Annotated in this window: 24 protein-coding genes; 6 read left to right on the top strand and 18 right to left on the bottom strand. The window is 74.2% G+C overall.

Features of this window, described 5'->3' with window-relative positions; translation table 11 throughout:
* The 13 genes from trpB to KJP73_RS04580 all read right to left on the bottom strand — a co-directional run bounded on the left by trpB (position 1) and on the right by KJP73_RS04580 (position 13,777).
* Positions 1 to 1,311, bottom strand: a complete 1,311-nt coding sequence (gene trpB, locus KJP73_RS04640; RefSeq protein ID WP_213281626.1) for a tryptophan synthase subunit beta — start codon at positions 1,309 to 1,311, stop codon at positions 1 to 3.
* A 32-nt stretch (positions 1,312 to 1,343) separates the two neighbouring features.
* Positions 1,344 to 2,159 (bottom strand): indole-3-glycerol phosphate synthase TrpC, encoded by an 816-nt coding sequence (gene trpC, locus KJP73_RS04635; RefSeq protein WP_213281625.1) that lies wholly within the window; start codon positions 2,157 to 2,159, stop codon positions 1,344 to 1,346.
* Between the two features lie 202 nt (positions 2,160 to 2,361).
* Positions 2,362 to 2,886 (bottom strand): DUF4190 domain-containing protein, encoded by a 525-nt coding sequence (locus tag KJP73_RS04630; protein WP_213281624.1) that lies wholly within the window; start codon positions 2,884 to 2,886, stop codon positions 2,362 to 2,364.
* Between the two features lie 114 nt (positions 2,887 to 3,000).
* Positions 3,001 to 3,438: a DUF2752 domain-containing protein gene (locus KJP73_RS04625; RefSeq protein WP_249669102.1), complete on the bottom strand. Its 438-nt coding sequence runs from the start codon at positions 3,436 to 3,438 to the stop codon at positions 3,001 to 3,003.
* 1 nt (position 3,439) lies between these two features.
* The gene (locus tag KJP73_RS04620; RefSeq protein ID WP_213281623.1) at positions 3,440 to 3,970 is read right to left on the bottom strand and encodes a DUF4190 domain-containing protein; all 531 of its coding nucleotides are present in this window, start codon (positions 3,968 to 3,970) and stop codon (positions 3,440 to 3,442) included.
* A gap of 119 nt (positions 3,971 to 4,089) precedes the next feature.
* On the bottom strand, positions 4,090 to 4,410 hold the full coding sequence (locus tag KJP73_RS04615; RefSeq protein ID WP_213281622.1) for an HGxxPAAW family protein: 321 nt from the start codon (positions 4,408 to 4,410) through the stop codon (positions 4,090 to 4,092).
* 46 nt (positions 4,411 to 4,456) lie between these two features.
* On the bottom strand, positions 4,457 to 5,083 hold the full coding sequence (locus KJP73_RS04610) for a Trp biosynthesis-associated membrane protein (RefSeq protein ID WP_249669101.1): 627 nt from the start codon (positions 5,081 to 5,083) through the stop codon (positions 4,457 to 4,459).
* A gap of 59 nt (positions 5,084 to 5,142) precedes the next feature.
* The gene (locus KJP73_RS04605; protein WP_213281620.1) at positions 5,143 to 6,729 is read right to left on the bottom strand and encodes an anthranilate synthase component I; all 1,587 of its coding nucleotides are present in this window, start codon (positions 6,727 to 6,729) and stop codon (positions 5,143 to 5,145) included.
* Positions 6,726 to 7,145, bottom strand: coding sequence for a phosphoribosyl-AMP cyclohydrolase (hisI, locus tag KJP73_RS04600; RefSeq protein ID WP_213281619.1), 420 nt, complete (start codon positions 7,143 to 7,145; stop codon positions 6,726 to 6,728). The genes KJP73_RS04605 and hisI overlap by 4 nt, the downstream gene beginning before the upstream one ends.
* 42 nt (positions 7,146 to 7,187) lie before the next feature.
* On the bottom strand, positions 7,188 to 9,008 hold the full coding sequence (locus tag KJP73_RS04595) for an ABC transporter ATP-binding protein (RefSeq protein ID WP_213281618.1): 1,821 nt from the start codon (positions 9,006 to 9,008) through the stop codon (positions 7,188 to 7,190).
* Positions 9,005 to 10,840 (bottom strand): ABC transporter ATP-binding protein, encoded by a 1,836-nt coding sequence (locus KJP73_RS04590; RefSeq protein WP_213281732.1) that lies wholly within the window; start codon positions 10,838 to 10,840, stop codon positions 9,005 to 9,007. Before KJP73_RS04590 ends, KJP73_RS04595 begins: the two co-directional genes overlap by 4 nt.
* A 243-nt stretch (positions 10,841 to 11,083) precedes the next feature.
* The gene (rpsA, locus tag KJP73_RS04585) at positions 11,084 to 12,583 is read right to left on the bottom strand and encodes a 30S ribosomal protein S1 (protein ID WP_213281617.1); all 1,500 of its coding nucleotides are present in this window, start codon (positions 12,581 to 12,583) and stop codon (positions 11,084 to 11,086) included.
* Positions 12,584 to 12,751: 168 nt separating this feature from the next.
* Positions 12,752 to 13,777, bottom strand: a complete 1,026-nt coding sequence (locus KJP73_RS04580) for a 6-phosphofructokinase (RefSeq protein WP_213281616.1) — start codon at positions 13,775 to 13,777, stop codon at positions 12,752 to 12,754.
* 185 nt (positions 13,778 to 13,962) lie between these two features.
* Between KJP73_RS04580 and KJP73_RS04575 the strand changes: the two genes are divergently transcribed.
* A complete protein-coding gene (locus tag KJP73_RS04575; RefSeq protein ID WP_249669100.1) occupies positions 13,963 to 14,841 on the top strand; it encodes a class I SAM-dependent methyltransferase in 879 nt (292 codons plus the stop codon).
* Positions 14,842 to 14,849: 8 nt separating this feature from the next.
* Here the strand turns inward: KJP73_RS04575 and polA are convergent, their stop codons facing one another.
* Positions 14,850 to 17,579: a DNA polymerase I gene (gene polA / locus KJP73_RS04570; protein ID WP_213281615.1), complete on the bottom strand. Its 2,730-nt coding sequence runs from the start codon at positions 17,577 to 17,579 to the stop codon at positions 14,850 to 14,852.
* Here polA and KJP73_RS04565 point away from each other — a divergent pair.
* Positions 17,578 to 18,018: a PaaI family thioesterase gene (locus KJP73_RS04565; protein WP_213281614.1), complete on the top strand. Its 441-nt coding sequence runs from the start codon at positions 17,578 to 17,580 to the stop codon at positions 18,016 to 18,018. The two genes, polA and KJP73_RS04565, sit on opposite strands and share 2 nt — an antisense overlap.
* On the opposite strand, the gene KJP73_RS04560 is transcribed toward KJP73_RS04565, so the two are convergent.
* Positions 17,931 to 18,614 carry a GNAT family N-acetyltransferase gene (locus KJP73_RS04560; protein ID WP_213281613.1) on the bottom strand — a complete coding sequence of 228 codons (684 nt, stop codon included), beginning with the start codon at positions 18,612 to 18,614 and terminating at the stop codon, positions 17,931 to 17,933. The genes KJP73_RS04565 and KJP73_RS04560 overlap by 88 nt on opposite strands.
* A gap of 479 nt (positions 18,615 to 19,093) precedes the next feature.
* On the opposite strand from KJP73_RS04560, the gene KJP73_RS04555 reads away from it, so the two are divergent.
* From KJP73_RS04555 to KJP73_RS04540, 4 genes are read left to right on the top strand one after another with little or no spacing between them, the layout of a single operon-like run.
* Positions 19,094 to 20,467 (top strand): branched-chain amino acid ABC transporter permease, encoded by a 1,374-nt coding sequence (locus KJP73_RS04555; RefSeq protein ID WP_249669099.1) that lies wholly within the window; start codon positions 19,094 to 19,096, stop codon positions 20,465 to 20,467.
* An 8-nt stretch (positions 20,468 to 20,475) separates the two neighbouring features.
* Positions 20,476 to 21,462, top strand: a complete 987-nt coding sequence (locus KJP73_RS04550; RefSeq protein WP_213281611.1) for a branched-chain amino acid ABC transporter permease — start codon at positions 20,476 to 20,478, stop codon at positions 21,460 to 21,462.
* Positions 21,452 to 22,450: an ABC transporter ATP-binding protein gene (locus KJP73_RS04545; RefSeq protein WP_213281610.1), complete on the top strand. Its 999-nt coding sequence runs from the start codon at positions 21,452 to 21,454 to the stop codon at positions 22,448 to 22,450. Before KJP73_RS04550 ends, KJP73_RS04545 begins: the two co-directional genes overlap by 11 nt.
* Positions 22,447 to 23,271: an ABC transporter ATP-binding protein gene (locus KJP73_RS04540; RefSeq protein WP_213281609.1), complete on the top strand. Its 825-nt coding sequence runs from the start codon at positions 22,447 to 22,449 to the stop codon at positions 23,269 to 23,271. The genes KJP73_RS04545 and KJP73_RS04540 overlap by 4 nt, the downstream gene beginning before the upstream one ends.
* 82 nt (positions 23,272 to 23,353) lie before the next feature.
* On the opposite strand, the gene KJP73_RS04535 is transcribed toward KJP73_RS04540, so the two are convergent.
* From KJP73_RS04535 to KJP73_RS04525, 3 genes are read right to left on the bottom strand one after another with little or no spacing between them, the layout of a single operon-like run.
* Complete coding sequence (locus KJP73_RS04535; protein ID WP_213281608.1) at positions 23,354 to 23,689, bottom strand: DUF2277 domain-containing protein; 336 nt, start codon at positions 23,687 to 23,689, stop codon at positions 23,354 to 23,356.
* Entirely contained in the window at positions 23,689 to 24,066 is a 378-nt protein-coding gene (locus KJP73_RS04530; RefSeq protein WP_213281607.1) for a VOC family protein, read from the bottom strand. Before KJP73_RS04530 ends, KJP73_RS04535 begins: the two co-directional genes overlap by 1 nt.
* A 50-nt stretch (positions 24,067 to 24,116) precedes the next feature.
* Positions 24,117 to 24,842, bottom strand: a complete 726-nt coding sequence (locus tag KJP73_RS04525) for a nucleoside/nucleotide kinase family protein (protein ID WP_213281606.1) — start codon at positions 24,840 to 24,842, stop codon at positions 24,117 to 24,119.
* Positions 24,843 to 24,864: the final 22 nt, after the last annotated feature.

Genomic DNA, 24,864 nt, shown 5'->3' with positions numbered 1-24,864 from the left:
TCACAGCTGCTCCCCCTCGTCGGCGTCGACCACCGGCTTGTCCTCGATCAGGTCGAACCAGGCCGCCGCGGTGGCGACGTCCTTGTCCCCGCGCCCGGACAGGTTCACCAGGATGACCGGCTCGCGGCCGTCCGGCGTCTCCCACGTCGCGGCCTCGCGTCCGAGCTTCAGGGCCCCCGCCAGGGCGTGCGCCGACTCGATGGCCGGGATGATGCCCTCGGTCCGGCACAGCAGGCGGAACGCCTCCATGGCCTCCACGTCCGTGACCGGGCGGTACTCGGCGCGCCCGATGTCGTGCAGCCACGCGTGCTCCGGGCCGACGCTCGGGTAGTCCAGGCCGGCCGAGACGGAGTGGCTCGGCAGCGTCTGGCCGTCCTCGTCCTGGAGCAGGTACGACTTGGTGCCCTGCAGCACGCCCGGGGTGCCGCCGCTGAACCGCGACGCGTGCCGCCCGGACGCGATGCCCTCGCCGCCCGCCTCGAACCCGAACAGCCGCACCGACGGGTCGTCGAGGAACGCGTTGAAGATGCCCATCGCGTTGGACCCGCCGCCCACGCACGCGGCCACCGCGTCGGGCAGCCGGCCGATCTCCTGCGCGAGCTGGGCCTTCGCCTCCTCGCCGATGAGCTTGTGGAAGTCCCGCACCATCTCGGGGAACGGGTGCGGCCCCGTCACGGTGCCCAGCAGGTAGTGCGTGGTGTCGACGTTCGCGACCCAGTCGCGCAGCGCCTCGTTGATCGCGTCCTTGAGCGTGCGCGAGCCGATCGACACCGGCACGACCGTCGCGCCCAGCAGCCGCATCCGGGCGACGTTCAGCGCCTGGCGCCGGGTGTCCTCCTCGCCCATGTAGACGACGCACTCGAGGTCGAGCAGCGCCGCCGCGGTCGCGGTGGCCACCCCGTGCTGGCCGGCGCCGGTCTCGGCGATGACGCGGGTCTTGCCCATCCGCTTCACCAGCAGGGCCTGGCCGAGCACGTTGTTGATCTTGTGGGAACCGGTGTGGTTGAGGTCCTCGCGCTTGAGGAACACCCGGACGCCCGGCCCGACGTGCTCCGCGAACCGCTCGACCTCGGTCAGCGGGCTCGGCCGGCCCGTGTACGTGCGGTGCAGCCGCGCCAGCTCCGCGCCGAACGTCGGGTCCGCCAGCGCCTTGTGGAACTCGGTGTCCAGCTCGTCCAGGGCCGCGACCAGGGCCTCGGGGACGAACCGGCCACCGAAGTCGCCGAAGTAGGGCCCCGCGTGGGTGGCCAGCGGGCCGCCCTGGGCCGAGCTGACCTGCGGGACCTCGGGTTCCGGTCGACCGGTCGTCACGTGCTGCTCCTCGCTCGTCTGGGTCTGACCCGCTACTGCCGGACCGCGCGCAGCGACGGGTGGGCGCCCGCCGCCACGAGGTCCGCGACGGACTGCCGCGGCGCGTCGTCCGTCACCAGCGCCTCGCCCACCAGCACGGCGTCCGCGCCGGCCCGGGCGTAGTCCATGACGTCGTGCGGCCCGCGCACGCCCGACTCCGCGACCTTCACGACGTCCGCCGGGATCGCGGGGGCGACGCGCGCGAACGTGCCGCGGTCGACCTCGAGGGTCTTGAGGTCGCGGGCGTTCACGCCGATGATCCGCGCGCCGGCGTCCACCGCGCGCATGACCTCCTCGGTGTCGTGCACCTCGACCAGGGCCGTCATGCCCAGGGAGTGCACGCGCTCGACCAGCGACGTCAGCACGGTCTGCTCGAGCGCCGCGACGATGAGCAGCACGAGGTCCGCCCCGTGCGCCCGCGCCTCCCACACCTGGTACGGCGTGACGACGAAGTCCTTGCGCAGCACCGGGATGTCCACCGCGGCGCGCACGCTGTCGAGGTCCGCGAGGCTGCCGTTGAACTTCCGCTGCTCGGTGAGCACGGAGATGACGGTCGCGCCGCCCTTCTCGTACTCCGCCGCGAGGGCCGCGGGGTCGGTGATGGTGGCCAGGGCGCCCTTGCTCGGGCTCGACCGCTTGACCTCGGCGATCACGGTGACGGCGTCGGCCAGCCGCAGCCGCGACACGCAGTCCTTGGCGCCCGCCACCCGGGCGGCGCGCTCCTTGAGCACGGCGAGCGGCGTCGCCGCCTCACGCTCCGCGAGGTCCTCACGGACACCCGCGACGATGTCGTCCAGCACTGTGCCCATCGGCGCCTCATCTCCCCCGAGCCCGGCAGCGGCGCACCTGGCGGGTGCGGGAGCCGGGCTCCTCGGCGGTGCCCCCACCGCCCCGCACCGGGCGACGCGCCGGACCACCGACCACCTCGGCCATCGTACGGGCGCGCGCGGGAGCTCCCGACCACGGAGCCACGGGATGGGACACCCGGCCCGCCGAGCCCACCGGCCGCGTCTAGAACGAGGAGGCGCCCACCAGCAGCAGCGGCGCCAGGACGAAGAGGAGCCCCAGCAGCCCGAACCCGGTCCCGACGGCTCCCAGGACGATGCCCGCCGTGGCCAGCCCGCCGTTGTCCGCCCGGCCCTCGGCGACCGCCCGGCGCGCGAGCACGCCGGTGATGATGGCGGGGACGCCCGCGAGGGGACCGGCGAGGACCACGCCGACGACACCGAGCACGAGCGACCAGACGGCGAGGCCGTTGCTCGGGTAGCCGTAGCCGTAGCCGGGCGCGTACGCGGCGGTGCCCCACGCCGGGGCCACCGCGGGGTGGATCGCGGAGGGCGCCGCCGCGTACGGGTCCTGCTGCTGGGCCGCGTACGGGTGCTGAGCCGCGTACCCGGCGTACGGGTGCTGGGCCGCGTACGGGTCGCGGGCCGCGGAGGGCTGCGGCGCGGGGCCGTACGGGCTCCCCTGGGCGGCGGGGTCGTGCTGCGGCTCCTGCCCCGGGAACGGCCCGGTCGGCGGGTACGGGGTCGACACGGGATCCTCCTGGGCTGCGGTGCAGGTGCGCTCCGCACCGTCCCGGGCATCCTAGGGACCCGGCGCGCCGCCACGAGCCGGCCGGGCAGGGTGTTCACCCGTCCGGCGCGGGGTTCACGGTGCCAGCACCCCGGCCCACGCGGGGACGTTCCGCGCGACGCTGTACAGCACGATCACGGCACCCGTGACGACCGCGACCCGGGCCGGCGGCGCCGCGGCGGGACGCCCGGTGCGCAGCGTCCGGACCAGCCAGCGCCCCCAGAGCGCGGCGAGCAGCGGGACCGCGAGCACCCACAGCGGGTTCATGCCCCACGCCCCGGGGAGGTCCCCGGCCAGCAGGTCGCGCGTCGCCCGCAGGACCCCGCAGCCGGCGCAGAAGCGGCCGGTCAGGGCGTACACGGGGCACACGCCCCAGGACCCGGGCTCGTGCGGGTCGACGAGCACGAGCCCGAGCGCGACGACGGCCGCCCCGCCGGCGACCAGCAGCGGCCCACGCGCGGCACGCAGCCGCGCTCGAGGCGCGAGGGTCTCCGGCGGGGCGGCCGTGGCCACGTCAGTACGTGGTGGAGTCGATCGAGTCGAGGTACGCGGCGAAGCCACCGGTCGCGATCGCGATGACGAAGAAGATCAGGAAGATGGCCTGCAGGCCCGTGACGATCCACGACGTGATGTAGCCGGCGTTGGCGAGCGAGCCGTTGTTCGCCTCGCCGCGCGCGACGGCCTGCTTCGCCTTCGACCCGACGATGATGCCGGGGATGCTCGTGAAGATCGAGCAGACGAAGAAGCCGACGATCGCCAGGACCAGCGACCAGACGGCCAGGTTGTTCTTGGGGTAGAACCCGGCGCCGTAGCCCTGGGGGCCGCCCTGCGGGTACGGGGCGGGCTGGCCGTAGCCACCGGCCGGCTGGCCGTAGCCCCCGGCGGGCTCGCCACCGGTGTACTGGCCGTACTGCGGGATGCCGCTCTGCCCGGCGCCCTGCGAGGGCGTGCCGCCCTGGTACGGCGGCACGGACCCGGACTGGTCGCCGGAGCCCTGGCCGTCGGGGGCGGAGTACGGGTCCTGCGGCTCGTTCGGGGTCGACATGGAGCTCCTCGTGCTCTCGAGTGGATGCGGTCGGCCGGCATCAGCCCTGGTCGGGCGGCTGCCGGGGCCCCAGGTCTACCGGAGCGCGGCCCTCACGTCCACCGTGACGGGCCGTCGGGTCAGTGCCCGCCGTTCTTCCTGGCCTTCTCCAGCGTGTGCTTGCCGCCCTGGCCGTAGCCCAGGACCTGCAGCACCTTGCCGACCACGACCCCGAGCAGCGCCACGCCGATGCCGGCGTAGAACATCCAGGTGTGGTCGAGGATCAGGCCCAGGGCCGCGGCCACCGAGCCGAACAGGACGACGATCGTCGTGGTCCAGGCGGCAGCGGTGTGGCCGTGGTTCGTCGGCGGGGCCTTCGGGGGCAGCCGCAGCGTCTCGGTGCGGGGTGTGTTCTGCGCCCCCGACACGACGCCGTGGGAACGGAGCGACTGCTCGACCATCGTGGAACACCTTTCATGACTGTGTGTCGTCACCCTAGCGGACCTGTCAGGTCGGGTCGTCCCCACGCGTCAGCGCGTCCCACGTCCCGCGCTCGTCGGACGGGTCGGGCGTGACGGGGTGCGCGGGACGTCCCGTCGGCGCGTCGGGGGCCGTCGCCGGTCCGGCTGCCCGCCCCGCCGCCGCGTCGGCCGTGGGACGCGCCCTGGGGCCGGACGCGCGCTCGTGGCGGTCCGACGGCGCCGCCCAGCGGCCGGACGCCCGGGCGAGCCCGACGGCGGCCACGAGGACGAGCACGCCCAGCGCGGCGGACACCAGGGGCCAGGCGGCGACCTCCGGGCCGGCCGTGAGGCTCGGCACCCCGGTCGCCTCGGCGGCGGCCCGCTCGGCGGTGGCGGTGGCCCCGGAGCGCGCGGCCAGCGCGGAGGCGACGACCAGCGCGCCGCCCGCGGCCACGACCACGACGACCACCCAGCGCCCGACGCGCCCGACGAGGCCGAGCGCTGCCGCGGCCGCGAGCAGCACGAGCGCGGCCGCCACCAGACCCGGTGCGGCGGCCGTGCCGCGGACCACGACGTCGACCTCCTCGGCGACGGGGCTGGCAGCCGTGGCCGTGATCCACACCGGCAGCGCGGTCAACGCCACCAGGCCGGACAGCAGCAGCAGCACGAGCACCAAGCGCCCGCGGCCGGGACTACGGCCCGTCGTGCCCGTGGGACCCGCCTCCTCCGCCGTCACGGCCGGCCGACCGGCCGCAGCCGGGCGGCGATCTGCACGGCCCGCACCGCGGCGGCGGCCTTGTCGCGCGACTCCTGGTGCTCGGTCGCCGGCACGGAGTCCGCGACGATGCCCGCACCGGCCTGGACGCTCGCGCGGCCGTCCCGGATGAGCGCCGTCCGGATCGCGATCGCCATGTCCATGTCGCCCGCGAGGTCGAAGTAGCCGACCGTGCCGCCGTAGATGCCCCGGCGGGCAGGCTCGATCTCGTCGATCAGCGCGATCGCCCGCGGCTTCGGGGCCCCCGAGAGCGTGCCGGCCGGGAACGTCGCGGTGAACGCGCCGAGCGCGGTGGCCCCCGCCCGGAGGCGGCCGACGACCGTGGAGCAGATGTGCATGATGTGGCTGAACCGGCGCACGGCCATGAACTCGACGACCTCGACGGTCGCTGGCTCGCACACCTTCACCAGGTCGTTGCGCGCGAGGTCGACCAGCATGAGGTGCTCGGCGCGCTCCTTGGGGTCGGCCAGGAGCTCGTCGTGCAGCGCCCGGTCCTCCTCCGGTGTGGCCCCGCGGGGCCGCGACCCGGCGATGGGGAACGTCGTGACGTGGCCCTCGGTGACCTTGACCAGCGTCTCCGGGCTGGAACCGACCACCGCGAAGTCGTGCCCGTCGGCGTCCTGCAGCTGCAGGTAGTACATGTACGGGCTCGGGTTGATCGTCCGCAGGACGCGGTAGACGTCGAGCGGCTCGGCCGGGCAGTCCAGGTCGAGGCGCTGCGAGAGCACCACCTGGAACACCTCGCCGTCCCGGATCGCCTCCTTGCCGATCCCCACGGCCTCCTCGTACTCGGCCGGCGTGGAGCGGAACTCGAGCTCGGGGACCGGGGCGTCGACCAGCCGGGCGGCCGCCGGCGCCGCGGGCCGCAGGAGCGCGTCCTGCATGGCGTCCAGCCGGGCGACCGCGTCGGCGTGCGCGTCGTCGACCCGCTCGTCGGTGCCGTCGAAGTTGATGGCGTTCGCCACCAGCCACACGGAGCCGTCGTGGTGGTCGGTGATCGCGAGGTCGCTCGCGAGGCACAGCGTCATCTCGGGGACGCCGAGCTCGTCGGGCGCCGTCGCGGGCAGCGTGGGCTCCCAGTGGCGCACGACGTCCCAGCCGAGCGCGCCGACGAGCCCGCCGGTCAGCGGGGGCAGGCCGGGCACGGCGGGGGTGCGCAGCACCTCGAGCGTCTCCCCGAGCACGGCCAGGGGGTCGCCCTGCGTCGGGACGCCCGCGGGCACGTCACCGGTCCACACCGCGCGGCCGTCGCGGACGGTCAGCGTGGCGCGGGAGCGCACGCCGACGAACGACCAGCGCGACCAGGTGCCGTCGGACTCCGCGGACTCGAGGATGAACGTCCCGGGACGGCCCGCCGCGAGCGTCCGGTACAGGCCGACGGGCGTGGTGTCGTCGGCCAGCAGCCGCCGCACGACGGGGATGACCCGGCGCGTGCCGGCGAGCTCGCGGAACTCGTCCAGCGCGGGCCACGTGGCCCCCCAGGGGACGTCCACGGCCGGGGCCTGCGGGGTGGCGGCGGCCGCCGCGGGCGCGTCGGCGGTCACGAGCGCTCCCCCGCGGACACGGCGGGCCGCTCGCCGACGACCGCGTCGAGCCGACCGCCCGCCTCGAAGCAGGTGCGCGTGCCCGTGTGGCAGGCGACGCCCACCTGGTCGACGCGCACCAGGAGCGCGTCGCCGTCGCAGTCGAGCTCCACGGACTTCACGTACTGGGCGTGGCCGGAGGTGTCGCCCTTGCGCCAGTACTCCTGCCGGGACCGGCTCCAGAACGTCACGCGCCCCGTGGTGAGGGTGCGGTGCAGGGCCTCGTCGTCCATCCAGCCGACCATCAGCACCTCGCCGGTGTCGTGCTGCTGCACGACCGCCGCGACCAGACCGGCCGCGTCGCGGGTCAGCCGGGAGGCCACCGCGGGGTCGAGTCCGGAGGTGCCGAGGGGTCCGGGGTTCTGCTCGTCCGTCACCCCCCGATCCTGCCACGCGGACGGCCCGCGGCGGCGACCAGCTCAGCGCGTCTGCGAGACCCAGGCCCGGTGCATCGCCGCGTACACGCCGTCCTGCGCGACGAGCCGGTCGTGCTGCCCGTGCTCGACGACCCGCCCGGCGTCGACGACCACGACGAGGTCCGCCGCCTCCGCCGTGGACAGGCGGTGCGCGATGGTGACGGTGCTGCGGCCTGTGGTGAGGGAGTCCAGCGCCCGGGCGATCCGCACCTCGGTGGCGGGGTCGACGGCGGACGTCGCCTCGTCGAGCACCAGCAGGTCCGCGTCGGCCAGGTAGGCCCGGGTCAGCGCGACCAGCTGCCGCTCCCCCGCCGACAGCGCCTCGCCGCGCTGGCCGACCGGCGTGTGCAGCCCGCTCGGGAGCTCGTCGACCCAGTCGGACAGGCCGAGCTCCGCCAGCGCGGCGCGCAGCTGCGGCTCCGCCGCCTGCGGGGTCGGGGTGCGGCCGTCCGGGGTCCGCAGCCCGTACACGAGGTTCTCGGCGAGCGTGGCGTCGAACAGGAAGCCCTCCTGCGGCACCATGACGACGCGGCGGCGCAGGTCGGCCGCCCGGACGGTCCGCAGGTCCGTGCCGTCCAGCAGCACCTCGCCCTGCGTCGGGTCCATCAGCCGGGTCACGAGCTTGGCGATCGTCGTCTTGCCCGAGCCCGTCGCCCCGACCACGGCGGTGGACCGGCCGGCCGGGAGCCGCAGGTCGACGCCGTGCAGCACGGGCGGCCCGTCCGGGTAGGCGAAGCCGACGCCCCGCAGCTCGACGGCCGCAGGCCCCCGCGGCGACGGCACGCCGCGAGGCCCGGGGTCGGCCACCTGCACGGGCGTGTCGATGATGCCGAGCACCCGCCGCCACCCGGCGACGGCGTTCTGCAGCTCGTTCAGCACCTCGGTGGCCTGCTGCACCGGACCGGTGAACAGCTGGACCAGGAACAGGAACGCCAGCAGCCGGCCGACGCTGAGGTCCCCGGCGACCCCGAGCGCGGTGCCGGCGACCACGACCACGGCGAGCACGAGGTTCGCGACGAGGACGCCCGACGAGAACACGACGGCCACGGTGTTCTGGGCCCGGACCATCGCGTCCCGGGTGGCGCCGATCCGCGCGTCGACGTTCCGCTGGACGCGGCGCTGCACGCCGTACGCCCGGATGGTCTCCGCCCCGACGACGGCCTCGGACACGGCGCCGAGCATGGCGCCGACGCGCTCGCGCACCCGGGTGTAGGCGACGTTCACGCGGCGCTGAAGCGGGCGCAGGGCGATCACCAGCGGCCCGAAGCAGAGCCACACCAGGATCGTCAGCTGCCACGAGTACGCCGCCATCAGCGCGGTCGCCACCGCCACCTGCAGCGTCGAGACCAGCAGCATGATGCCGCCCCACTGCACGAACAGCGAGATCGTGTCGACGTCCGACGTCACCCGCGACACCAGCGACCCGCGCCGCTCGGTGTTCTGCGTGAGCACGGACAGGTCGTGCACGTGCCGGAACGCCCGGACGCGGAGCTCGGCCAGCCCGGCCTCGCTGGCCCGGAACAGCCGCACGTTGACCAGCGCCGAGCAGACCCCGCCGGCGACGAGCGCGAGGGCCGCGGCGCACACCAGCGTCACGACGCGGCGGATGTCGGGACCGCCCTCGGCGAGCACGCCGGTGTCCATCACCTGCTGGACGGCGACCGGGACCACGACCTTGCCCGCCGCGGCGAGCACCGCCAGCAGGAACGTCACCCACAGGCCCTGCACGAGCTGCGGGGACACCTGCACGCCCCGCCGCAGGGTGCCCAGCACCCCGAGCTGCTCGGTCCCGCCCAGCCCGGACGGCCGGTCCTGCGCGCTCATCGTGCCCCCTCCGCGTCCAGCGCGTCCTCGGCGGCGGCCTCCGCGTCCAGCGCCTCCGCGCGCAGCGCCGCGCGGCGCTCCGACTCGTCCTCGTACGCCGTGGCGAGCGCCCGGTAGCCCGGGTCGCGGGCCAGCAGCTCCGCGTGGGTGCCCTGGTCGACCACCCGGCCGCCCTCCACGTGCACGACCTCGTCGGCGAGCAGCACCGACGACATCCGGTACGCGACGAGCAGGACGGTCGGCCCGCCCGCGGCGTCGCCGGTGTGCTCCCGCAGCCCGGTGAGGATGCCCTGCTCGACCCGCGGGTCGACGGCCGAGGTCGCGTCGTCCAGCACGAGCAGCCGGGGCCGCCGCACCAGCGCACGGGCGATGGCCAGCCGCTGGCGCTGCCCGCCGGAGAGGTTCGAGCCGCGCTCGCCCAGCGGGGCGTCCAGGCCGCCCGGCAGGTCCCGCACCACGCCGTCCACCCGCGCGAGCCGCAGGGCCGCCCAGACCTCGTCGTCCGACGGCGCGGCCGGGTCGTCGGGGTCGCACAGCGTGACGTTGCCGCGCACCGTGTCCTCGAACACGAAGGTCTGCTGCCCGACCAGGACGACCTGGTCGGTGAGGTCGTCCGGCACGAGGTCCCGGACGTCCGTGCCGTCGACCTCCACGGTGCCGCTCGTGGGGTCGGTCAGCCGGGGCACGAGCGACACCAGCGTCGTCTTGCCCGCGCCGGTGGGGCCGACCACGGCGACGACCCGTCCCGCAGCCACCTCGAGGTCGACGTCGCGCAGCAGGTCCACCGGGCCGTCCGGGCCGGGGACCCGCACGCCGACGCCGGACATCCGGAGCGACGCCCCCGCCGGCCGGCGCACGAGCGGCGCGGTGCCCGGGACCAGCTCGCCCTCGGCGTCCACGACCCGGGCGACGCGCTCGTGCCCGACGAGGGCGCGCGGGAGCTCGCCGAGCACCCAGCCGAACGCCCGCACCGGCACCGCCATCAGCGTGAGCAGGTACGCCGCCGAGACGACGTCCCCGGTCCCCACCGCGCCGGCCTGCACCCGGACCACGCCGACCAGGAGCACCAGCAGCGTGCCGAGGCTCGGCAGCATGTCGATGACCGGGTCGAAGTACGCGCGCACCACCCCGACGCGGACGTTCGCCTCCCGCAGCTGCGCGGTGCGCTCGGCGAACCGGCGCTCCTCGCGGTCCTCCGTGCCGAGCGACTTCACCAGCAGCGCGGCCTCGAAGCTCTCGTGCGCGATGTCCGCCACCTCGGCCCGCAGCTGCTGGGCGCGCGTGGCCGCGGGCGACATCTTGCGCTGGAACACCAGGTTGGCCACGACCGCGGCGGGCAGCACGACGAGGGCGGCCAGCGCCAGCCACACGTCGGTGGACAGCAGCGCGACCGCCGCGACGCCGATCATCACGACGACGCCCAGCGCGAACGGCAGCGGGTTGAACACGCCCGTGGCGGCCTCGACGTCCGCGGAGGCGTTGGACAGCAGCTGCCCGGTGGGGTGGCGGCGGTGCCACGTCATCGGCAGCCGCAGGTACTGGCGCGTGACCCCGCGACGGTGCATCGCCTGCTGGTCGGCCACTCCCATGCCCGCGAACACCCGGCGCCCGGCGACCGCGGCGGCCAGCGACACGGCGACGAGCGCGAGCACCGCGCCCGCGACCCAGATCCGGCCCTGCGCCTGCGCGGAGCCACCGATCGCGGGGACGACGACGCTGTCCGTCGCCCAGCCGAGCACCCGGCTCACCGCGACGGTGAGGGCGCCGTACAGGGCGGAGGTGCCGATGGCCAGCACGTACGTGCGGGGCTGGGACGCGATGCCGCGGCCCATGAGGAGCAGCGACCGCCGGAGCACCGATCCGGTGAGCGCAGCCGGTCGCGGCGAGGTGGAGCGGGCGGGCACAGCACGGCCTTTCGCGTGGTGAGGGGCGGCGTCGACGATCCTCTCACGCAGGGGTGACAGCGGCCCCTGCGCAGCCCGTGGACCACCGCGTCCCCCGGGGACGCCGACGGGCCGGCCACCCGCAGGTGACCGGCCCGTCGGACCGTGCGCCGGGCGTGCCCGGCGGTCGGCTCAGTTGCCGGTGAGCTTCTCGCGGAGCGCGGCCAGGGCCTCGTCCGACGCCAGCGTGCCGGTCGCCTCCTGGGCCGGAGCCGAGGAGTAGGACGACGCCGAGGAGCTGGACGACGAGGACGAGGACGACGCGGCGCTCTCGCCACCGCCGTTCGCGGCCTCCGCGTCGGCCTGGACCGCGTCCAGGACCTGCTTGCGGTGCGCCTCCCAGCGCTCGTGCGCCTTGGCGTACTGCGCCTCCCAGACCTCACGCTGCGCCTCGAAGCCCTCGAGCCACTCGTTGGTCGCCGGGTCGAAGCCCTCGGGGTACTTGTAGTTCCCCTCCTCGTCGTACTCGGCCGCCATGCCGTACAGCGCGGGGTCGAAGTCCTCGGAGGTCGGGTCGAAGCCCTCGTTCGCCTGCTTGAGCGACAGCGAGATGCGGCGGCGCTCCAGGTCGATGTCGATGACCTTGACGAACACGTCGTCGCCGACCTGGACGACCTGCTCCGGGATCTCGACGTGGCGCACGGCCAGCTCCGAGATGTGGACCAGGCCCTCGATGCCGTCCTCCACGCGCACGAACGCACCGAACGGGACGAGCTTGGTGACCTTGCCGGGGACGACCTGGCCGATGGCGTGCGTCCGGGCGAAGGCCTGCCACGGGTCCTCCTGCGTCGCCTTCAGCGACAGGGAGACACGCTCGCGGTCGAAGTCGACGTCCAGGACCTCGACCGTGACCTCCTGGCCGACCTCGACGACCTCGGACGGGTGGTCGATGTGCTTCCAGGACAGCTCGGAGACGTGCACGAGCCCGTCCACGCCGCCCAGGTCGACGAACGCACCGAAGTTGACGATCGAGGACACGACACCGGGGCGCACCTGGCCCTTCTGCAGGGTCTGCAGGAAGGTGGAGCGGACCTCGGACTGCGTCTGCTCGAGCCAGGCGCGGCGCGACAGGACCACGTTGTTGCGGTTCTTGTCGAGCTCGATGATCTTCGCCTCGATCTCCTTGCCGACGTACGGCTGGAGGTCGCGGACACGACGCATCTCCACCAGGGAGGCGGGCAGGAAGCCACGGAGGCCGATGTCGAGGATGAGGCCACCCTTGACCACCTCGATGACGGTGCCGGTGACGACGCCGTCCTCCTCCTTGATCTTCTCGATCGTGCCCCAGGCGCGCTCGTACTGCGCGCGCTTCTTGGACAGGATCAGCCGGCCTTCCTTGTCCTCCTTCTGGAGGACGAGGGCCTCGACCTCGTCACCGACCTTGACGACCTCGCCCGGGTCCACGTCGTGCTTGATGGACAGCTCGCGGGACGGGATGACGCCCTCGGTCTTGTAACCGATGTCGAGCAGCACCTCGTCGCGGTCGACCTTGACGATGGTGCCCTCGACGATGTCACCGTCGTTGAAGTACTTGATGGTGGCGTCGACGGCGGCGAGGAAGTCCTCGGCCGAGCCGATGTCGTTGATCGCGACCTGCGGGGTGCCGGGCTTGGCGGGGGTGGAGATGCTCATGTAGGGATGGGCTCCGATGCGGACATGAAGTAGTAGGACAGGGGTTCGGGTGGCGCAAGCAGCCCCGCACGACACGCGCACGCGTAGGCACGCCACACCGCCGAATACCTTACCGGCCTTGACGACAGCCGGTCAAAGCACCCGGTCGCGCCGCGCGGCGCCGCCGGGTCAGGCCAGCGCGCGCGCCACCTGCAGCAGGTCCGCCGGGACCGTCTTGACCTTGCCGGCGATCTCGGGCAGCGGAACCAGGACGACCTCCTCGCCGCGCAGCGCGGTCATCACGTCGGTCTCGCCGCGGCTGATCGCGTCGATCGCGGCGACGCCGAACCGGCTGCCGAGGATGCGGTCCGCCGGCACCGGGCTCCCGCCGCGCTGCACGTGCCCGAGCACCGTCACGCGGGTGTCGAACCCGGTGCGCTTCTCGATCTCCGCCTTGACCCGCTCGCCGATCGCGCCGGCGACGATCTCGCCGAACTGGCCGACCGGGGCCTCGTAGGACATCGAGGTGCCCTCGGCGGGCACGGCGCCCTCGGCGACGACCACGATGGAGAAGTTCGCGTGCGCGCGGTGCCGGTGCTTGAGGAACTTGATGACCTTGTCGATGTCGAACGGCTCCTCGGGGGCGAGCACCACCTCGGCGCCGCCGGCGATGCCCGCGGTCACGGCGATCCATCCGGCGTGCCGGCCCATGACCTCGACGATCATCACGCGGTTGTGGGACTCCGCCGTGGTGTGCACGCGGTCGAGCGCCTCGGTCGCGATCTCCACCGCCGTGTCGAAGCCGATGGACCGGTCGGTGCCCCACACGTCGTTGTCGATCGTCTTGGGGATCGCGACGATCTTCACGCCCGCCTCCGCGACCTTCGACGCCGCGTGCAGCGTCCCGTCGCCCCCGATGCAGATGAGCGCCTCGATGCGCTCCGCCTCCAGGGTGGCCAGCACCGCGTCGAGGCCGCCGTCGGCCGCGTGCGGGTGGAACCGGGCCGTGCCGAGCAGCGTGCCGCCGACGGGCAGGACGTTGCGGATGTGGCTGCGGGTCAGCGGGACGATGTCGCCGTCCACGACGCCCCGCCAGCCGTTGCGGAACCCGATGATGGAGTGGCCGTACTCCCCCTCGCCGCGCTTCACGACCGCCCGGATCGCCGCGTTCAGCCCGGGGACGTCGCCTCCACCGGTGAGCAGTCCGACTCGCACGCTGGGGTCTCCTTCATCTGCAGGGTGGGGTGTGCCGCTGCGGTGCGGCGCGACCAGGCTATCCGTGCGCCCGCCGCGACCCGTGAGCCGGAGGTCCCGGGCGCGCCGGGACGCGCGCCGGGACGCACGACGGGACGCACGACGGGGCGCGCGCGGGGTCACCCGGCACGGCTACCGTCGTGCGGGTGACGACCGACGACACCCACCCCGTCGTGGACGGCGACCGCCTCGCGGCCGCCGGCTACCGCGACGTCCCGGCCGCCGCCACGGAGGGCGCGGGGCGCCGCTGGTGGGACCAGAACGCCCGCGAGTACCTGGACGAGCACGGCGCGTTCCTGGGCGACGACGACTTCCTGTGGTGCCCGGAGGGCCTGCGCGAGTCCGACGCCCGGCTGCTCGGCGACGTCACGGGCCGCCGGGTGCTGGAGGTGGGCGCCGGCGCCGCGCAGTGCTCGCGGTGGCTGGCCGCGCACGGTGCGCTGGCCGTCGCGACGGACGTGTCCGCGGGGATGCTCGCCGCCGCGGCCGCCGTCGACCGCGCCGCCGCCGCCGACCCCGCCCGGGACGCCGGGCCGGTGGCCGGCCGCCCCGCGCCTGTGCCGCTGGTGCAGGCCGACGCCCGCGCCCTGCCGTTCCCCGACGCGTCGTTCGACGTCGTGTTCACCGCCTACGGCGCGATCCCGTTCGTCGCGGACGCCCACCGGGTGCACGCCGAGGCCGCCCGGGTGCTCCGCCCGGGCGGCCGCTGGGTCTGCTCGGTGACGCATCCCGTGCGGTGGGCGTTCCCCGACGACCCCGGCCCGCGCGGGCTCACCGCGGACCGCTCGTACTTCGACCGCCGGCCCTACGTGGAGACCGACGAGCACGGCCGGGTCCTGTACTCCGAGCACCACCGCACGATCGGCGACCACGTCGCGGACGTCGTGGGCGCCGGGCTGGTGCTCGACGCCGTCGTCGAGCCGGAGTGGCCCGAGGGGCACGACCGGACGTGGGGCGGCTGGAGCCCGCTGCGCGGGGCGCACCTGCCGGGCACGGCGATCTTCGTCGCGCACCGCCCGGCGTAGCCCGCCGGTCAGTGACCCGCGTCGTGCCAGCTCGGGCCCACGCCCACGGAGACGTCCAGCGGCACGTCCAGGGCGTACGCCCCGCCCATCTGGGAGCGCACCAGCGCCTCGACCGCCTCGCGCTCCCCCGGCGCGACCTCGAGCACGAGCTCGTCGTGCACCTGCAGCAGCAGCCGCGAGGCCAGCCCCTGCGCGTCGAGCTCGCGCTGCACGCCCAGCATCGCCAGCTTGATGATGTCCGCCGCGCTGCCCTGGATGGGGGCGTTCAGGGCCATCCGCTCCGCCGCCTCCCGGCGGACCCGGTTGTCGCTCGTGAGGTCCGGGAGGTAGCGCCGCCGCTCGAGGATGGTCGCGGTGTACCCGGTGGCCCGGGCCTCGTCCGCGACGCCCTCGAGGTAGTCCCGCACGCCGCCGAACCGCGAGAAGTAGTCGCGCATCAGCGCGGAGGCCTCGGCGACGTCGATCTTCAGCTGCTGCGACAGGCCGTACGAGGACAGCCCGTACGCCAGGCCGTAGCTCATCGCCTTGATCTTGGACCGCTGCGCGCTGGTCACCTCGTCGGTCGGCACGCCGAACACCCGCGAGCCGACGTACGAGTGCAGGTCCTCGCCCGCGGTGAACGCCTCGATCAGCCCGGCGTCGCCGGACAGGTGCGCCATGATCCGCATCTCGATCTGCGAGTAGTCGGCGGTCAGCAGCGTCTCGTACCCCACCCCCACGACGAACGCGCGGCGGATCTGGCGGCCCGCCTCGGTGCGGATCGGGATGTTCTGCAGGTTCGGGTCCGTCGACGACAGGCGGCCCGTCGCGGCGATCGTCTGCTGGAACGTCGTGTGGATCCGGCCGTCGTCGGCCACCGAGCGCAGCAGGCCCTCGACGGTCTGCCGGAGCCGGATGGCGTCGCGGTGCGCGAGCAGGTGCTCCAGGAACGGGTGGCCGGTCCGCGCGAACAGGTCGGCGAGCGCGTTCGCGTCGGTGGTGTAGCCGGTCTTGGTCTTCTTGGTCTTCGGCATGTCGAGCTGGTCGAACAGCACCTCCTGGAGCTGCTTCGGCGACCCGAGGTTCACCTCCCGACCGATCGCGTCATACGCCTCGCCCGCGGCGCGCTGGACGGCGCTGTCGTACTCCTTCTCCAGCGCCGACAGGTAGCCGGCGTCCGCGGCGATGCCGACGTGCTCCATCCGCTCCAGGACGCCCTCGAGCGGGAGCTCGACGTCGCGCAGCAGGTGCGCCGCGCCGCGCTCGGCCAGCTGCTCGTCCAGCACGTCCACGAGGTCCACGACCGCGGCGGCGCGGACGGCGCCGCGCACGCCCTCCTGCGAGCCCTCGAGGTCCAGGTCGAGCGCGCCCTGCGCGCCCTCGTCCGCCACGGCGCCGAGCTCGCGGCGCAGGTAGCCGATCGCGAGGTCCGAGAGGTCGTAGCCGCGCCGGTCGGGCTGCAGCAGGTACGCGCCGAGCTCGGTGTCGAACTCGACGCCCGCGAGGGTCAGCCCGCGGCCGGCCAGCGCGTGCCAGGCCTCCTTCGCCGCGTGCAGCACCTTCGGCTGCGCCGGGTCGGCGAGCCACGCGGCGAGCGCCGCCTCGTCGGCCGGGGCGATCTGCGCGAGGTCGTACGCGACGGCCTCGTCGCCGACGACGAGGGCGATCCCCCAGGCGTCGCCGCCCGACGGCGAGGCGGACCCCTGCACGTCGACGCCGGTCCGGGCCCCGGCGTGCCGGGCGAGCCAGTCGGCGAGGCCGCCGTCGACCGGGGTCACGACGACCGGGCCCTCGGCAGGGCCGGCCACCTCGGCGGGGCCGCCGTCCTCGGCGGGCAGCATCGCGAACAGCCGGTCGCGCAGCGTGCGGAACTCGAGCTCGTCGAGGATGGTGTGCAGCGCCTCGCGGTCCCACGGCCGCGCGGCGAGGTCCTCGGGGCCGAGCGGGAGCTCCAGGTCGTCCAGGAGCCGGTTGAGCTGGCGGTTCAGCAGCACCTGGTCGAGGTGCGCGCGCAGCGACTCCCCCGCCTTGCCGGTGATCTGGTCGACGTGCGCGACCACGCCCTGCAGCCCGTCGTAGGTGGCGATCCACTTCGCGGCGGTCTTGGGCCCCACGCCGGGGACGCCGGGCAGGTTGTCGGACGACTCGCCGACGAGCGCGGCGATGTCGGGGTAGCGCTCCGGGGGCACGCCGTACTTGGCCTGCACCGCGTCGGGGGTCATCCGCGCGAGCTCCGAGACGCCCTTCACCGGGTACAGCACGGTGACGCGGTCGGTCACGAGCTGGAGCGCGTCGCGGTCGCCGGAGCAGATGAGCACGTCCAGCCCCTCCGCGGCGCCCTGGCGGGCCAGCGTGGCGAGGATGTCGTCGGCCTCGAATCCCGGCTTGTCGAGCGTCGGGATGTGCATGGTCGCGAGGACCTGCTTGATGACCTCGACCTGGCCGCGGAACGGCTCAGGCGACGCCGAGCGGTTCGCCTTGTACTCCTCGTACTGCTCGGTGCGGAACGTGGTGCGGCCGGCGTCGAACGCGACCGCGACGTGCGTCGGCTCCTCGTCCCGCAGCAGGTTGGCCAGCATCGAGACGAACCCGAACACCGCGTTGGTGGGCTGGCCGGTGGAGGTGGCGAACTTGTCCACCGGGAGGGCGAAGAACGCCCGGTAGGCCATCGAGTGCCCGTCCACCAGGAGGAGCCGTGCGGCGTGGCCGTCGGGCAGGTGTCGCGTCGCGTCAGTCACGGGTGCCAACCTATCGGGCATGGCTGACACCGACGCGCCCGCGAGCCCGACCCCCGACCGCCCGGCGCTGGGCGCCCACGTGCCCCCGGGCACGCTCATGGAGCGCATGGGCATCGAGCTGCTCGAGGTGGGCCCGGACCGCGCCGTGGGCACCATGCCCGTGGCGGGCAACGTGCAGCCGTACGGGCTGCTGCACGGGGGCGCCTCGGCGGTGCTGGCCGAGACGCTCGGCTCCTACGCGGCGAACGCGCACGCCGGACCGGGCCGGCAGGCGGTCGGGATCGAGCTGAGCTGCACCCACCACCGGTCCGCGACCGACGGGGTGGTGACCGGCACGGCCACCGCGGTGCACCTGGGCGGGAAGGTCGCGACCTACGACGTGGTGGTCGAGGACCCGCGGGGCCGGCGGATCTGCTCCGCGCGGCTGACCTGCATGCTGATCGACACCCGGCCGGCCTGAGCCGCCTCGGTGGACGTCACGGCGCGCCCCGCCCGGGCGCGCCGTCGCCGGGCGATCAGGTCGTCCAGGCCGACCCGGCCGGCGCGGCGGGCCGGCGAGGGGGCGTCCGCCACCAGCCGGCGCTGCAGCGCCTCGGTGCTCACCACGCGGTGCGCGGCGGCCGGGGCGAACCCGAGCCGGGCCAGGAACCGCAGCATGCCGCGGGCCCCGGGCAGCGGGACGGCGAGCACGTCGGTGGCGCCGACGCGCTGGGCCTCCTCGAGCACGCCGCCCAGCAGCGCGTGACCGACGCCGCGGCGACGGGCGCCCTCGGCCACGTAGACGGCCTCGATCGAGACGGACACCTCGTCCGTGAACAGGCTCGGGCCGATGATCCGCGCGAGCACCAGCCCGCAGACCTCGCCGTCGAGCATGCCGACCAGCCCGCAGGCGCCGGGCTCGCCGACCAGGGCGCCGATCTGGTGCCGCAGCCGGTCCGCGTCGTCGGTGCAGAGCTGGGAGCCCACCAGGGACTCGGCGCGGGCGGCCAGGCTGAGGTCCACGAGGGCGTCGAGGTCCTCGGGCAGGGCGGGACGGACGGCGACGGGCGTGCGCACGGTTCGACGGCCTCCAGTCGTTCTGGTCACGGCACGGCGACATCGGTGTCGTCGCGAGCCTGCTGCGCCCCCCGCGGCATCGACCGATCATGTCCTACCCGCGGCGCTCCTGCCTAGTCGCCTGCGACAACGGTCGGTGCCCGCGGCGACGCAGCCGCAGGTCACCGCGCCGCACTGTGGGGCTTCTCACCCCTCCGGGTGAACGCTGGGCCGTTCGTGGCGCGGATCGGCGACCGGCGTGCGACCCTCCCGGTGGCCCGACAGGCAGCCGGCAGCGTCGCGAATGCCTCGAACACGCCCGTAATCAGACGGACACAAATTCTCTTTACTGTCACGCCCACTCGTGAGAGCAGCACCGTGAACCCGCTGCCCACGCGTCCGCAAGAAGACTTGCGGCACCCAGCAGATCAGCCGACCACGACCGGACGGAGGACCAGGTGCGCCGAGCCGCGACCAGGGACCGTTCCACCGCCAGGGCCTTGCTGGCCCTCGGCGTGCTCGTCCTCTCCTTCTTCCTCGCCGTCGCCGTCCCGGGCACCGCCCGTGCCGCCGCGGCGGGCTGCGTCGCCGACGCGGCCACCGGATGCATCAACGGCACCATCCGCACGTCCACCCAGCAGCCCGCCGTCGGCGTGGTGCTCGACATCGAGGGCCCCGGCGGCACCAGCCAGGCCACGACGGACGCCGAGGGTCGCTGGACCGCTCCGGTGACCGAGGCCGGCGAGTACACCGTCACCCTCGACACCGCGACGCTGCCCGCCGGCGAGACGCTGCGGGACCCGTCCGCGAACCCGCGCACCGTCACGGTGGCGCTGGGCTCGTCCACGGGCGCGCTGTTCCCGCTCGGCGAGCCGGCAGCGGGCGGGGGGTCGGGCGACGACGCCACCTCCGAGCCGGACCCGGACACCACCGCAGACACCTCCGACGGCGAGGTCGGCGCACCGACCGGCAGCTCGGCCGACGGCGGCTTCTCCTGGCCGCGCCTCGCGCAGCAGGCCTCCAGCGGCCTCGTGTTCGGCCTCCTGCTCGCGCTCGCGTCGGTCGGCCTGTCGCTGATCTACGGCACCACGGGGCTGTCGAACTTCGCGCACGGCGAGCAGGTCACCCTCGGGGCGATCCTCGCGTACGTCGGCGTGCAGTCCCTCGGCCTCCCGCTGCTGGTCGCGGGGCTGCTCGCGGTCCTCCTGGGCGCCGCCTCCGGCTGGGTCCAGGACGCCGGGCTCTGGCACCCGCTGCGCAAGCGGCGCGTCGGCACGACGCAGCAGATGATCGTGACGATCGGCCTCTCGATGGCCCTGCAGTACACGTACCAGTTCTTCTTCGGCGGCAGCGCGCTGCGCATCGTCACGACGAACCCGACGATGGTGACCCTCGGCCCCGTGCGGATCAGCGCCACGTCGCTGTGGTCCCTGCTGATCGCCGCCGTCGTGCTGGCCGCGGTCGCGTACTTCCTGCTCGGCACCCGCGTCGGCCGCGCCACCCGCGCCGTGTCGGACAACCCGGCGCTCGCCGCGGCGTCCGGCATCACGGTCGACCGGATCGTGCGGCTCGTGTGGGTGCTCGGCGCGGCGCTGGCGGCCCTGGGCGGCGTGCTCATGGGCCTCTACCTCAACGCGACCTCGTGGAACATGGGCGGCGCCCTGCTGCTGCTGATGTTCGCCGCCGTCACCCTCGGCGGGCTCGGCCAGGCGTTCGGCGCGCTGGCCGGGTCGATCGTCATCGGCCTGGTCGTCGAGATGTCGAACCTCGTCATCCCGAGCGACATGCGCTACGCCGGCGCGCTGCTCATCCTCATCCTCGTCCTGCTGCTGCGGCCCCAGGGCATCCTCGGTCGCGCCGAGCGGATCGGTTAGGAGCCGTCATGGAGTGGTCCCGCATCCTCGTCAACGTCGCGGGCGAGATCTTCGCCCCGACGACCGCCGCCTACGCGCTCGCCGCCATCGGCCTGAACGTGCACTTCGGCCTCACCGGCCTGCTGAACATGGGCCAGGCCGGGTTCATGCTGCTCGGCGCGTACGGCTTCGCCATCTCGACGATCGCCGGCTGGCCCCTGTGGGCGGCCGTCCTGGTCGCGATCGCCTGCGCCGCGGTCTTCGGCCTGCTGCTCGGCATCCCGACCCTGAAGCTGCGCGGCGACTACCTCGCGATCGTCACGATCGCCGCCGCGGAGATCGTCCGCCTGGTCGGCCGGTCCACCGCGCTGACCGACCTCACCGGCGCCTCGTCGGGCCTGCGCGGCAACTCGTACAAGGACACGTTCCAGGACGCCTCACCGCTCCCGGACGGGACCTTCGCGCTCGGCCCGTTCGAGTACTCGATGAACGCGTCGAACTCCTGGTGGGTGCGCATCGTCGGCTGGGCCGTCGTGGCGCTGGCCTGCCTGCTCGTGTGGCTCCTGATCCGCAGCCCCTGGGGGCGCGTCCTCAAGGGCATCCGCGAGGACGAGGACGCGGTGCGGTCGCTCGGCAAGAACGTCTACTCGTACAAGATGCAGTCCCTGGTCCTCGGCGGCGTGATCGGCGCGGTGGCGGGCATCATCTACGTCCTGCCACGAGCCGTGCAGCCCGACTCGATGGGCCGCCCGATGACGTTCTTCGTCTGGACGATCCTGCTGCTCGGCGGGGCCGCCACGGTGTTCGGGCCCGTCCTGGGGTCGATCATCTTCTGGGTCGCGCTCATGCTGATCAAGTCCGTCATGCGCGCCGGGGTCCCGGAGTCGGTGATGCGCACCGAGCAGATCGAGCAGTTCGGCTGGATCATCGTGGGCGTCACGCTGATGCTGCTGGTGATCTTCCGACCTCAAGGCATCCTCGGCGACAAGAAGGAGCTGGCGATCAATGTCCGCTGAGACTCCCCGGGGCCACGTCCCCGCACCCGTGCCGCACGCCACCACGACGGCCGGCCGGGACCGCGTCACCGCCGACCTCGCGCACGTCGCGCACACGCCCGGCGTGCCGAAGCCGGACGCGATCGTCGTCGCCGACGGGGTGACCCGGCACTTCGGCGGCATGACCGCCGTCGACGTCGAGCACCTCGAGGTCCAGCGCGGCGCGATCACCGCGCTCATCGGGCCCAACGGCGCCGGCAAGACCACGCTGTTCAACCTGCTCACCGGGTTCGACAAGCCCAGCACCGGCACCTGGTCCTTCGAGGGCCGGTCCCTGTCGGGCGTCTCCGCCGCCCGGGTCGCCCGGTCCGGCATGGTCCGGACGTTCCAGCTCACCAAGGCGCTGTCGCGCATGACGGTGATCGAGAACATGCGCCTGGGCGCCACCCGCCAGTCCGGCGAGAACCTGTTCACGGCCCTCGTCCCGCCGCTGTGGAAGGCGCGCGAGAAGGAGATCACCGAGCAGGCCGAGGAGCTCCTCGCACGGTTCAAGCTCGACACCAAGCGGGACGAGTACGCCGGGTCGCTGTCCGGCGGGCAGCGCAAGCTCCTGGAGATGGCCCGGGCGCTCATGAGCAACCCGACCATGGTCATGCTCGACGAGCCGATGGCCGGCGTGAACCCCGCGCTGACCCAGTCGCTGCTCGGGCACATCCAGGCGCTGCGCGAGGACGGCACCACGGTGCTGTTCGTCGAGCACGACATGCACATGGTCCGGCACATCTCGGACTGGGTCGTCGTCATGGCCGAGGGCCGGATCGTCGCCGAGGGACCGCCGGAGGACGTGATGGCCGACCAGGCCGTCATCGACGCCTACCTCGGCGCGCACCACGACACCGACCTCGGTGACGACTCCCTGCTCGACGACGGGATCCAGCGGCTCGAGGCCGAGGAGGCAGCCCACCAGGCGGCCGCCGCGGCCGGTCAGAAGAAGGAGGGCTCGCGATGAGCAGCACCGCCGTGCAGGGGTCCGACCCCTCGACCGTCCACCGCGGGGCGCCCGCCGGGGAGCCGCTGCTCGCGGCGACCGACCTGGTGGCCGGCTACGTGCCGGGCGTGAACATCCTCAACGACTGCAACCTGGTGGTGCACCCCGGGGAGCTCGTCGGCATCATCGGCCCGAACGGTGCCGGGAAGTCGACGCTGCTCAAGGCCCTGTTCGGGCTCGTGACGATCCGCAGCGGATCCGTCGTGCTCAAGGGCGAGGACATCACCAACCACCGCGCCGACTCGCTGGTGCGCCGCGGCGTCGGGTTCGTCCCGCAGACCAACAACGTGTTCCCGTCGCTGTCCATCCAGGAGAACCTCGAGATGGGGCTGTTCCAGGCCCCGAAGCGGTTCAACGAGCGGTTCGACTTCATCGTGGACCTGTTCCCCGTGCTCGGGGAGCGCCGCAAGCAGCGCGCGGGGTCGCTGTCGGGCGGCGAGCGGCAGATGGTCGCCATGGCGCGCGCGCTCATGATGGACCCGTCCGTGCTGCTGCTCGACGAGCCGTCCGCCGGCCTGTCCCCCGTGCGGCAGGACGAGACGTTCATCCGCACCCGGAAGATCAACAAGGCCGGGGTGTCGGTCGTCATCGTCGAGCAGAACGCCCGGCGCTGCCTGCAGATCTGCGACCGCGCCTACGTGCTGGACCAGGGCTCGAACGCCTACTCCGGCCCCGGTCGCGAGCTCATGCACGACCCGAAGGTGATCGAGCTGTACCTCGGCACCCTGGCGACGGACGTCGAGGCGGCCACGAAGCCCGCCCCGCCGGCTCCCCCGGCCTGACCTCTCCCGCCGAGGTCGGCAGTCTGCTGCTGAGGTCGGCACCGCCGGGTGCCGACCTCGTCACCGGAGTGCCGACCTCGGCTCACGCGTGCGCGTGCTCGTGGTCGTGCGGGTGCTCGTGGTCGTGCGGGTGCTCGTGGTCGTGGTCGAAGGCGTCGAGGCCCAGGCGGGCACGGACCTCCGGGCGGCGCAGCGGCGGGACGGTGGCCGGGGGGCGGCGGCGCTCCGGCAGCTCGTCCAGCAGCCGGGTCACGATGTCCGCGACCTCCGCCACGGCGCGTTCGACGGGTCCCTCGGTCGCCGCGCTCGTCGACTGCACGCCGCTGACCTTGCGGACGAACTGCCGCGCGGCCGCCTCGATCTCCTCCGCGGTGGCGCCCGGCTCGAGCCCCCGCAGCGTCGTGATGTTCCGGCACATCAGCCCTGCTCCCCCCGGACGATCTGCTGCACGGCCCAGCGGTTCCCGTCGGGGTCCGCGAAGAACAGGAAACGCCCCCACGCGAAGTCCTGCACGTCGCCGACGTCCAGCCCCCGCCCGGTGAGCTCGGTGCGCGCTGCCTCGATGTCGTCGACCACGAGCTGCAGACCCTCGACGGAGCCCGGTGGCATCGTCGTCATGCCCGTGCCGATCGCGATGGACGCCGGCGACCCCGGCGGCGTCAGCTGCACGAACCGGATGCCGCCGCCGACCTCGTGGTCGTGGTCGAGCACGAAGCCGGCGCGCTGCGTGTAGAAGTCCTTGGCCCGGTCCACGTCGGAGACGGGCACCTGCACGAGCTCCAGTCGAAGGTCCATGCACCGACGCTAGGGCAGGGCACCGACGCACGGGAAGGCCCGGGCGCCCCCTAGAGCCGCACGACCAGGTCGGCACGCTCGCGCGTCGCGGCGACGAGCCGGGCGTTCGCCTCGTCCGAGCGGAGCACCCACTCCCGGGCCGCCTCGGGGGTCCGGCCGTGCTCGACGTGCCGCGCGATCAACCGCTCGACGCGCAGGTCGTCGTCGACGTCGACGAACCAGACCTCGTCGAGCTCCGCGCGCACCGGCGCCCACCCGTGGCCGTCGTGCAGCAGGTAGTTGCCCTCCGTGACGACGAGCGGCACCTCCGCCGGGACGGGCACGGCCCCCGCGACGGACTCCTCGAGGTGCCGGTCGAAGGTCGGGGCGTAGACCACCTCCGGTCCGCGGGCGCGGAGCCGGCGCAGCAGCGCGGTGTAGCCGGCCGCGTCGAACGTGTCGGGCGCGCCCTTGCGGTCCGCGCGGCCCAGCCGGCGCAGCTCGGCGTTCGCGAGATGGAACCCGTCCATCGGCACCAGGACCGCCTGGGCGCCGAGCGCGGCCACGAGCGCGGAGGCGACGGTCGACTTGCCCCCGCCCGGGGCGCCCGCGATGCCGAGCAGCCGCCGCTCGCCGTCGTCCGCGAGCCGCCGTGCCCGCGCCACGAGCTCGTCCAGCTGCTGCACGACGGGCTGCGCCGTCGCTCCCGTCCCGGTCCCGTGCTGCACGTGCTGGCCCTCCTCGTCGACGTCGGTGCGCCGCGATGCTACGCGCACGGCAGCGGGCCCGGGACGCATGTGCGCGTCCCGGGCCCGCCGG

This window comes from Cellulomonas hominis (assembly GCF_901521055.1).
Taxonomy (GTDB): domain Bacteria; phylum Actinomycetota; class Actinomycetes; order Actinomycetales; family Cellulomonadaceae; genus Cellulomonas; species Cellulomonas endometrii.
Note: the sequence above shows the minus strand (reverse complement) of the source record. Positions and strands in the feature narration are given on the sequence as shown.

Coding starts and splice junctions, on each gene's coding strand:
- trpC (WP_213281625.1), bottom strand. CDS start 2,159: ATGGGCACAGTGCTGGACGACATCGTCGCGGGTGTCCGTGAGGACCTC.
- KJP73_RS04620 (WP_213281623.1), bottom strand. CDS start 3,970: ATGTCGACCCCGAACGAGCCGCAGGACCCGTACTCCGCCCCCGACGGC.
- KJP73_RS04615 (WP_213281622.1), bottom strand. CDS start 4,410: ATGGTCGAGCAGTCGCTCCGTTCCCACGGCGTCGTGTCGGGGGCGCAG.
- KJP73_RS04595 (WP_213281618.1), bottom strand. CDS start 9,008: ATGAGCGCGCAGGACCGGCCGTCCGGGCTGGGCGGGACCGAGCAGCTC.
- KJP73_RS04590 (WP_213281732.1), bottom strand. CDS start 10,840: ATGGGCCGCGGCATCGCGTCCCAGCCCCGCACGTACGTGCTGGCCATC.
- rpsA (WP_213281617.1), bottom strand. CDS start 12,583: ATGAGCATCTCCACCCCCGCCAAGCCCGGCACCCCGCAGGTCGCGATC.
- KJP73_RS04565 (WP_213281614.1), top strand. CDS start 17,578: ATGGCTGACACCGACGCGCCCGCGAGCCCGACCCCCGACCGCCCGGCG.
- polA (WP_213281615.1), bottom strand. CDS start 17,579: ATGCCCGATAGGTTGGCACCCGTGACTGACGCGACGCGACACCTGCCC.
- KJP73_RS04550 (WP_213281611.1), top strand. CDS start 20,476: ATGGAGTGGTCCCGCATCCTCGTCAACGTCGCGGGCGAGATCTTCGCC.
- KJP73_RS04545 (WP_213281610.1), top strand. CDS start 21,452: ATGTCCGCTGAGACTCCCCGGGGCCACGTCCCCGCACCCGTGCCGCAC.
- KJP73_RS04540 (WP_213281609.1), top strand. CDS start 22,447: ATGAGCAGCACCGCCGTGCAGGGGTCCGACCCCTCGACCGTCCACCGC.
- KJP73_RS04535 (WP_213281608.1), bottom strand. CDS start 23,689: ATGTGCCGGAACATCACGACGCTGCGGGGGCTCGAGCCGGGCGCCACC.
- KJP73_RS04530 (WP_213281607.1), bottom strand. CDS start 24,066: ATGGACCTTCGACTGGAGCTCGTGCAGGTGCCCGTCTCCGACGTGGAC.
- KJP73_RS04525 (WP_213281606.1), bottom strand. CDS start 24,842: ATGCGTCCCGGGCCCGCTGCCGTGCGCGTAGCATCGCGGCGCACCGAC.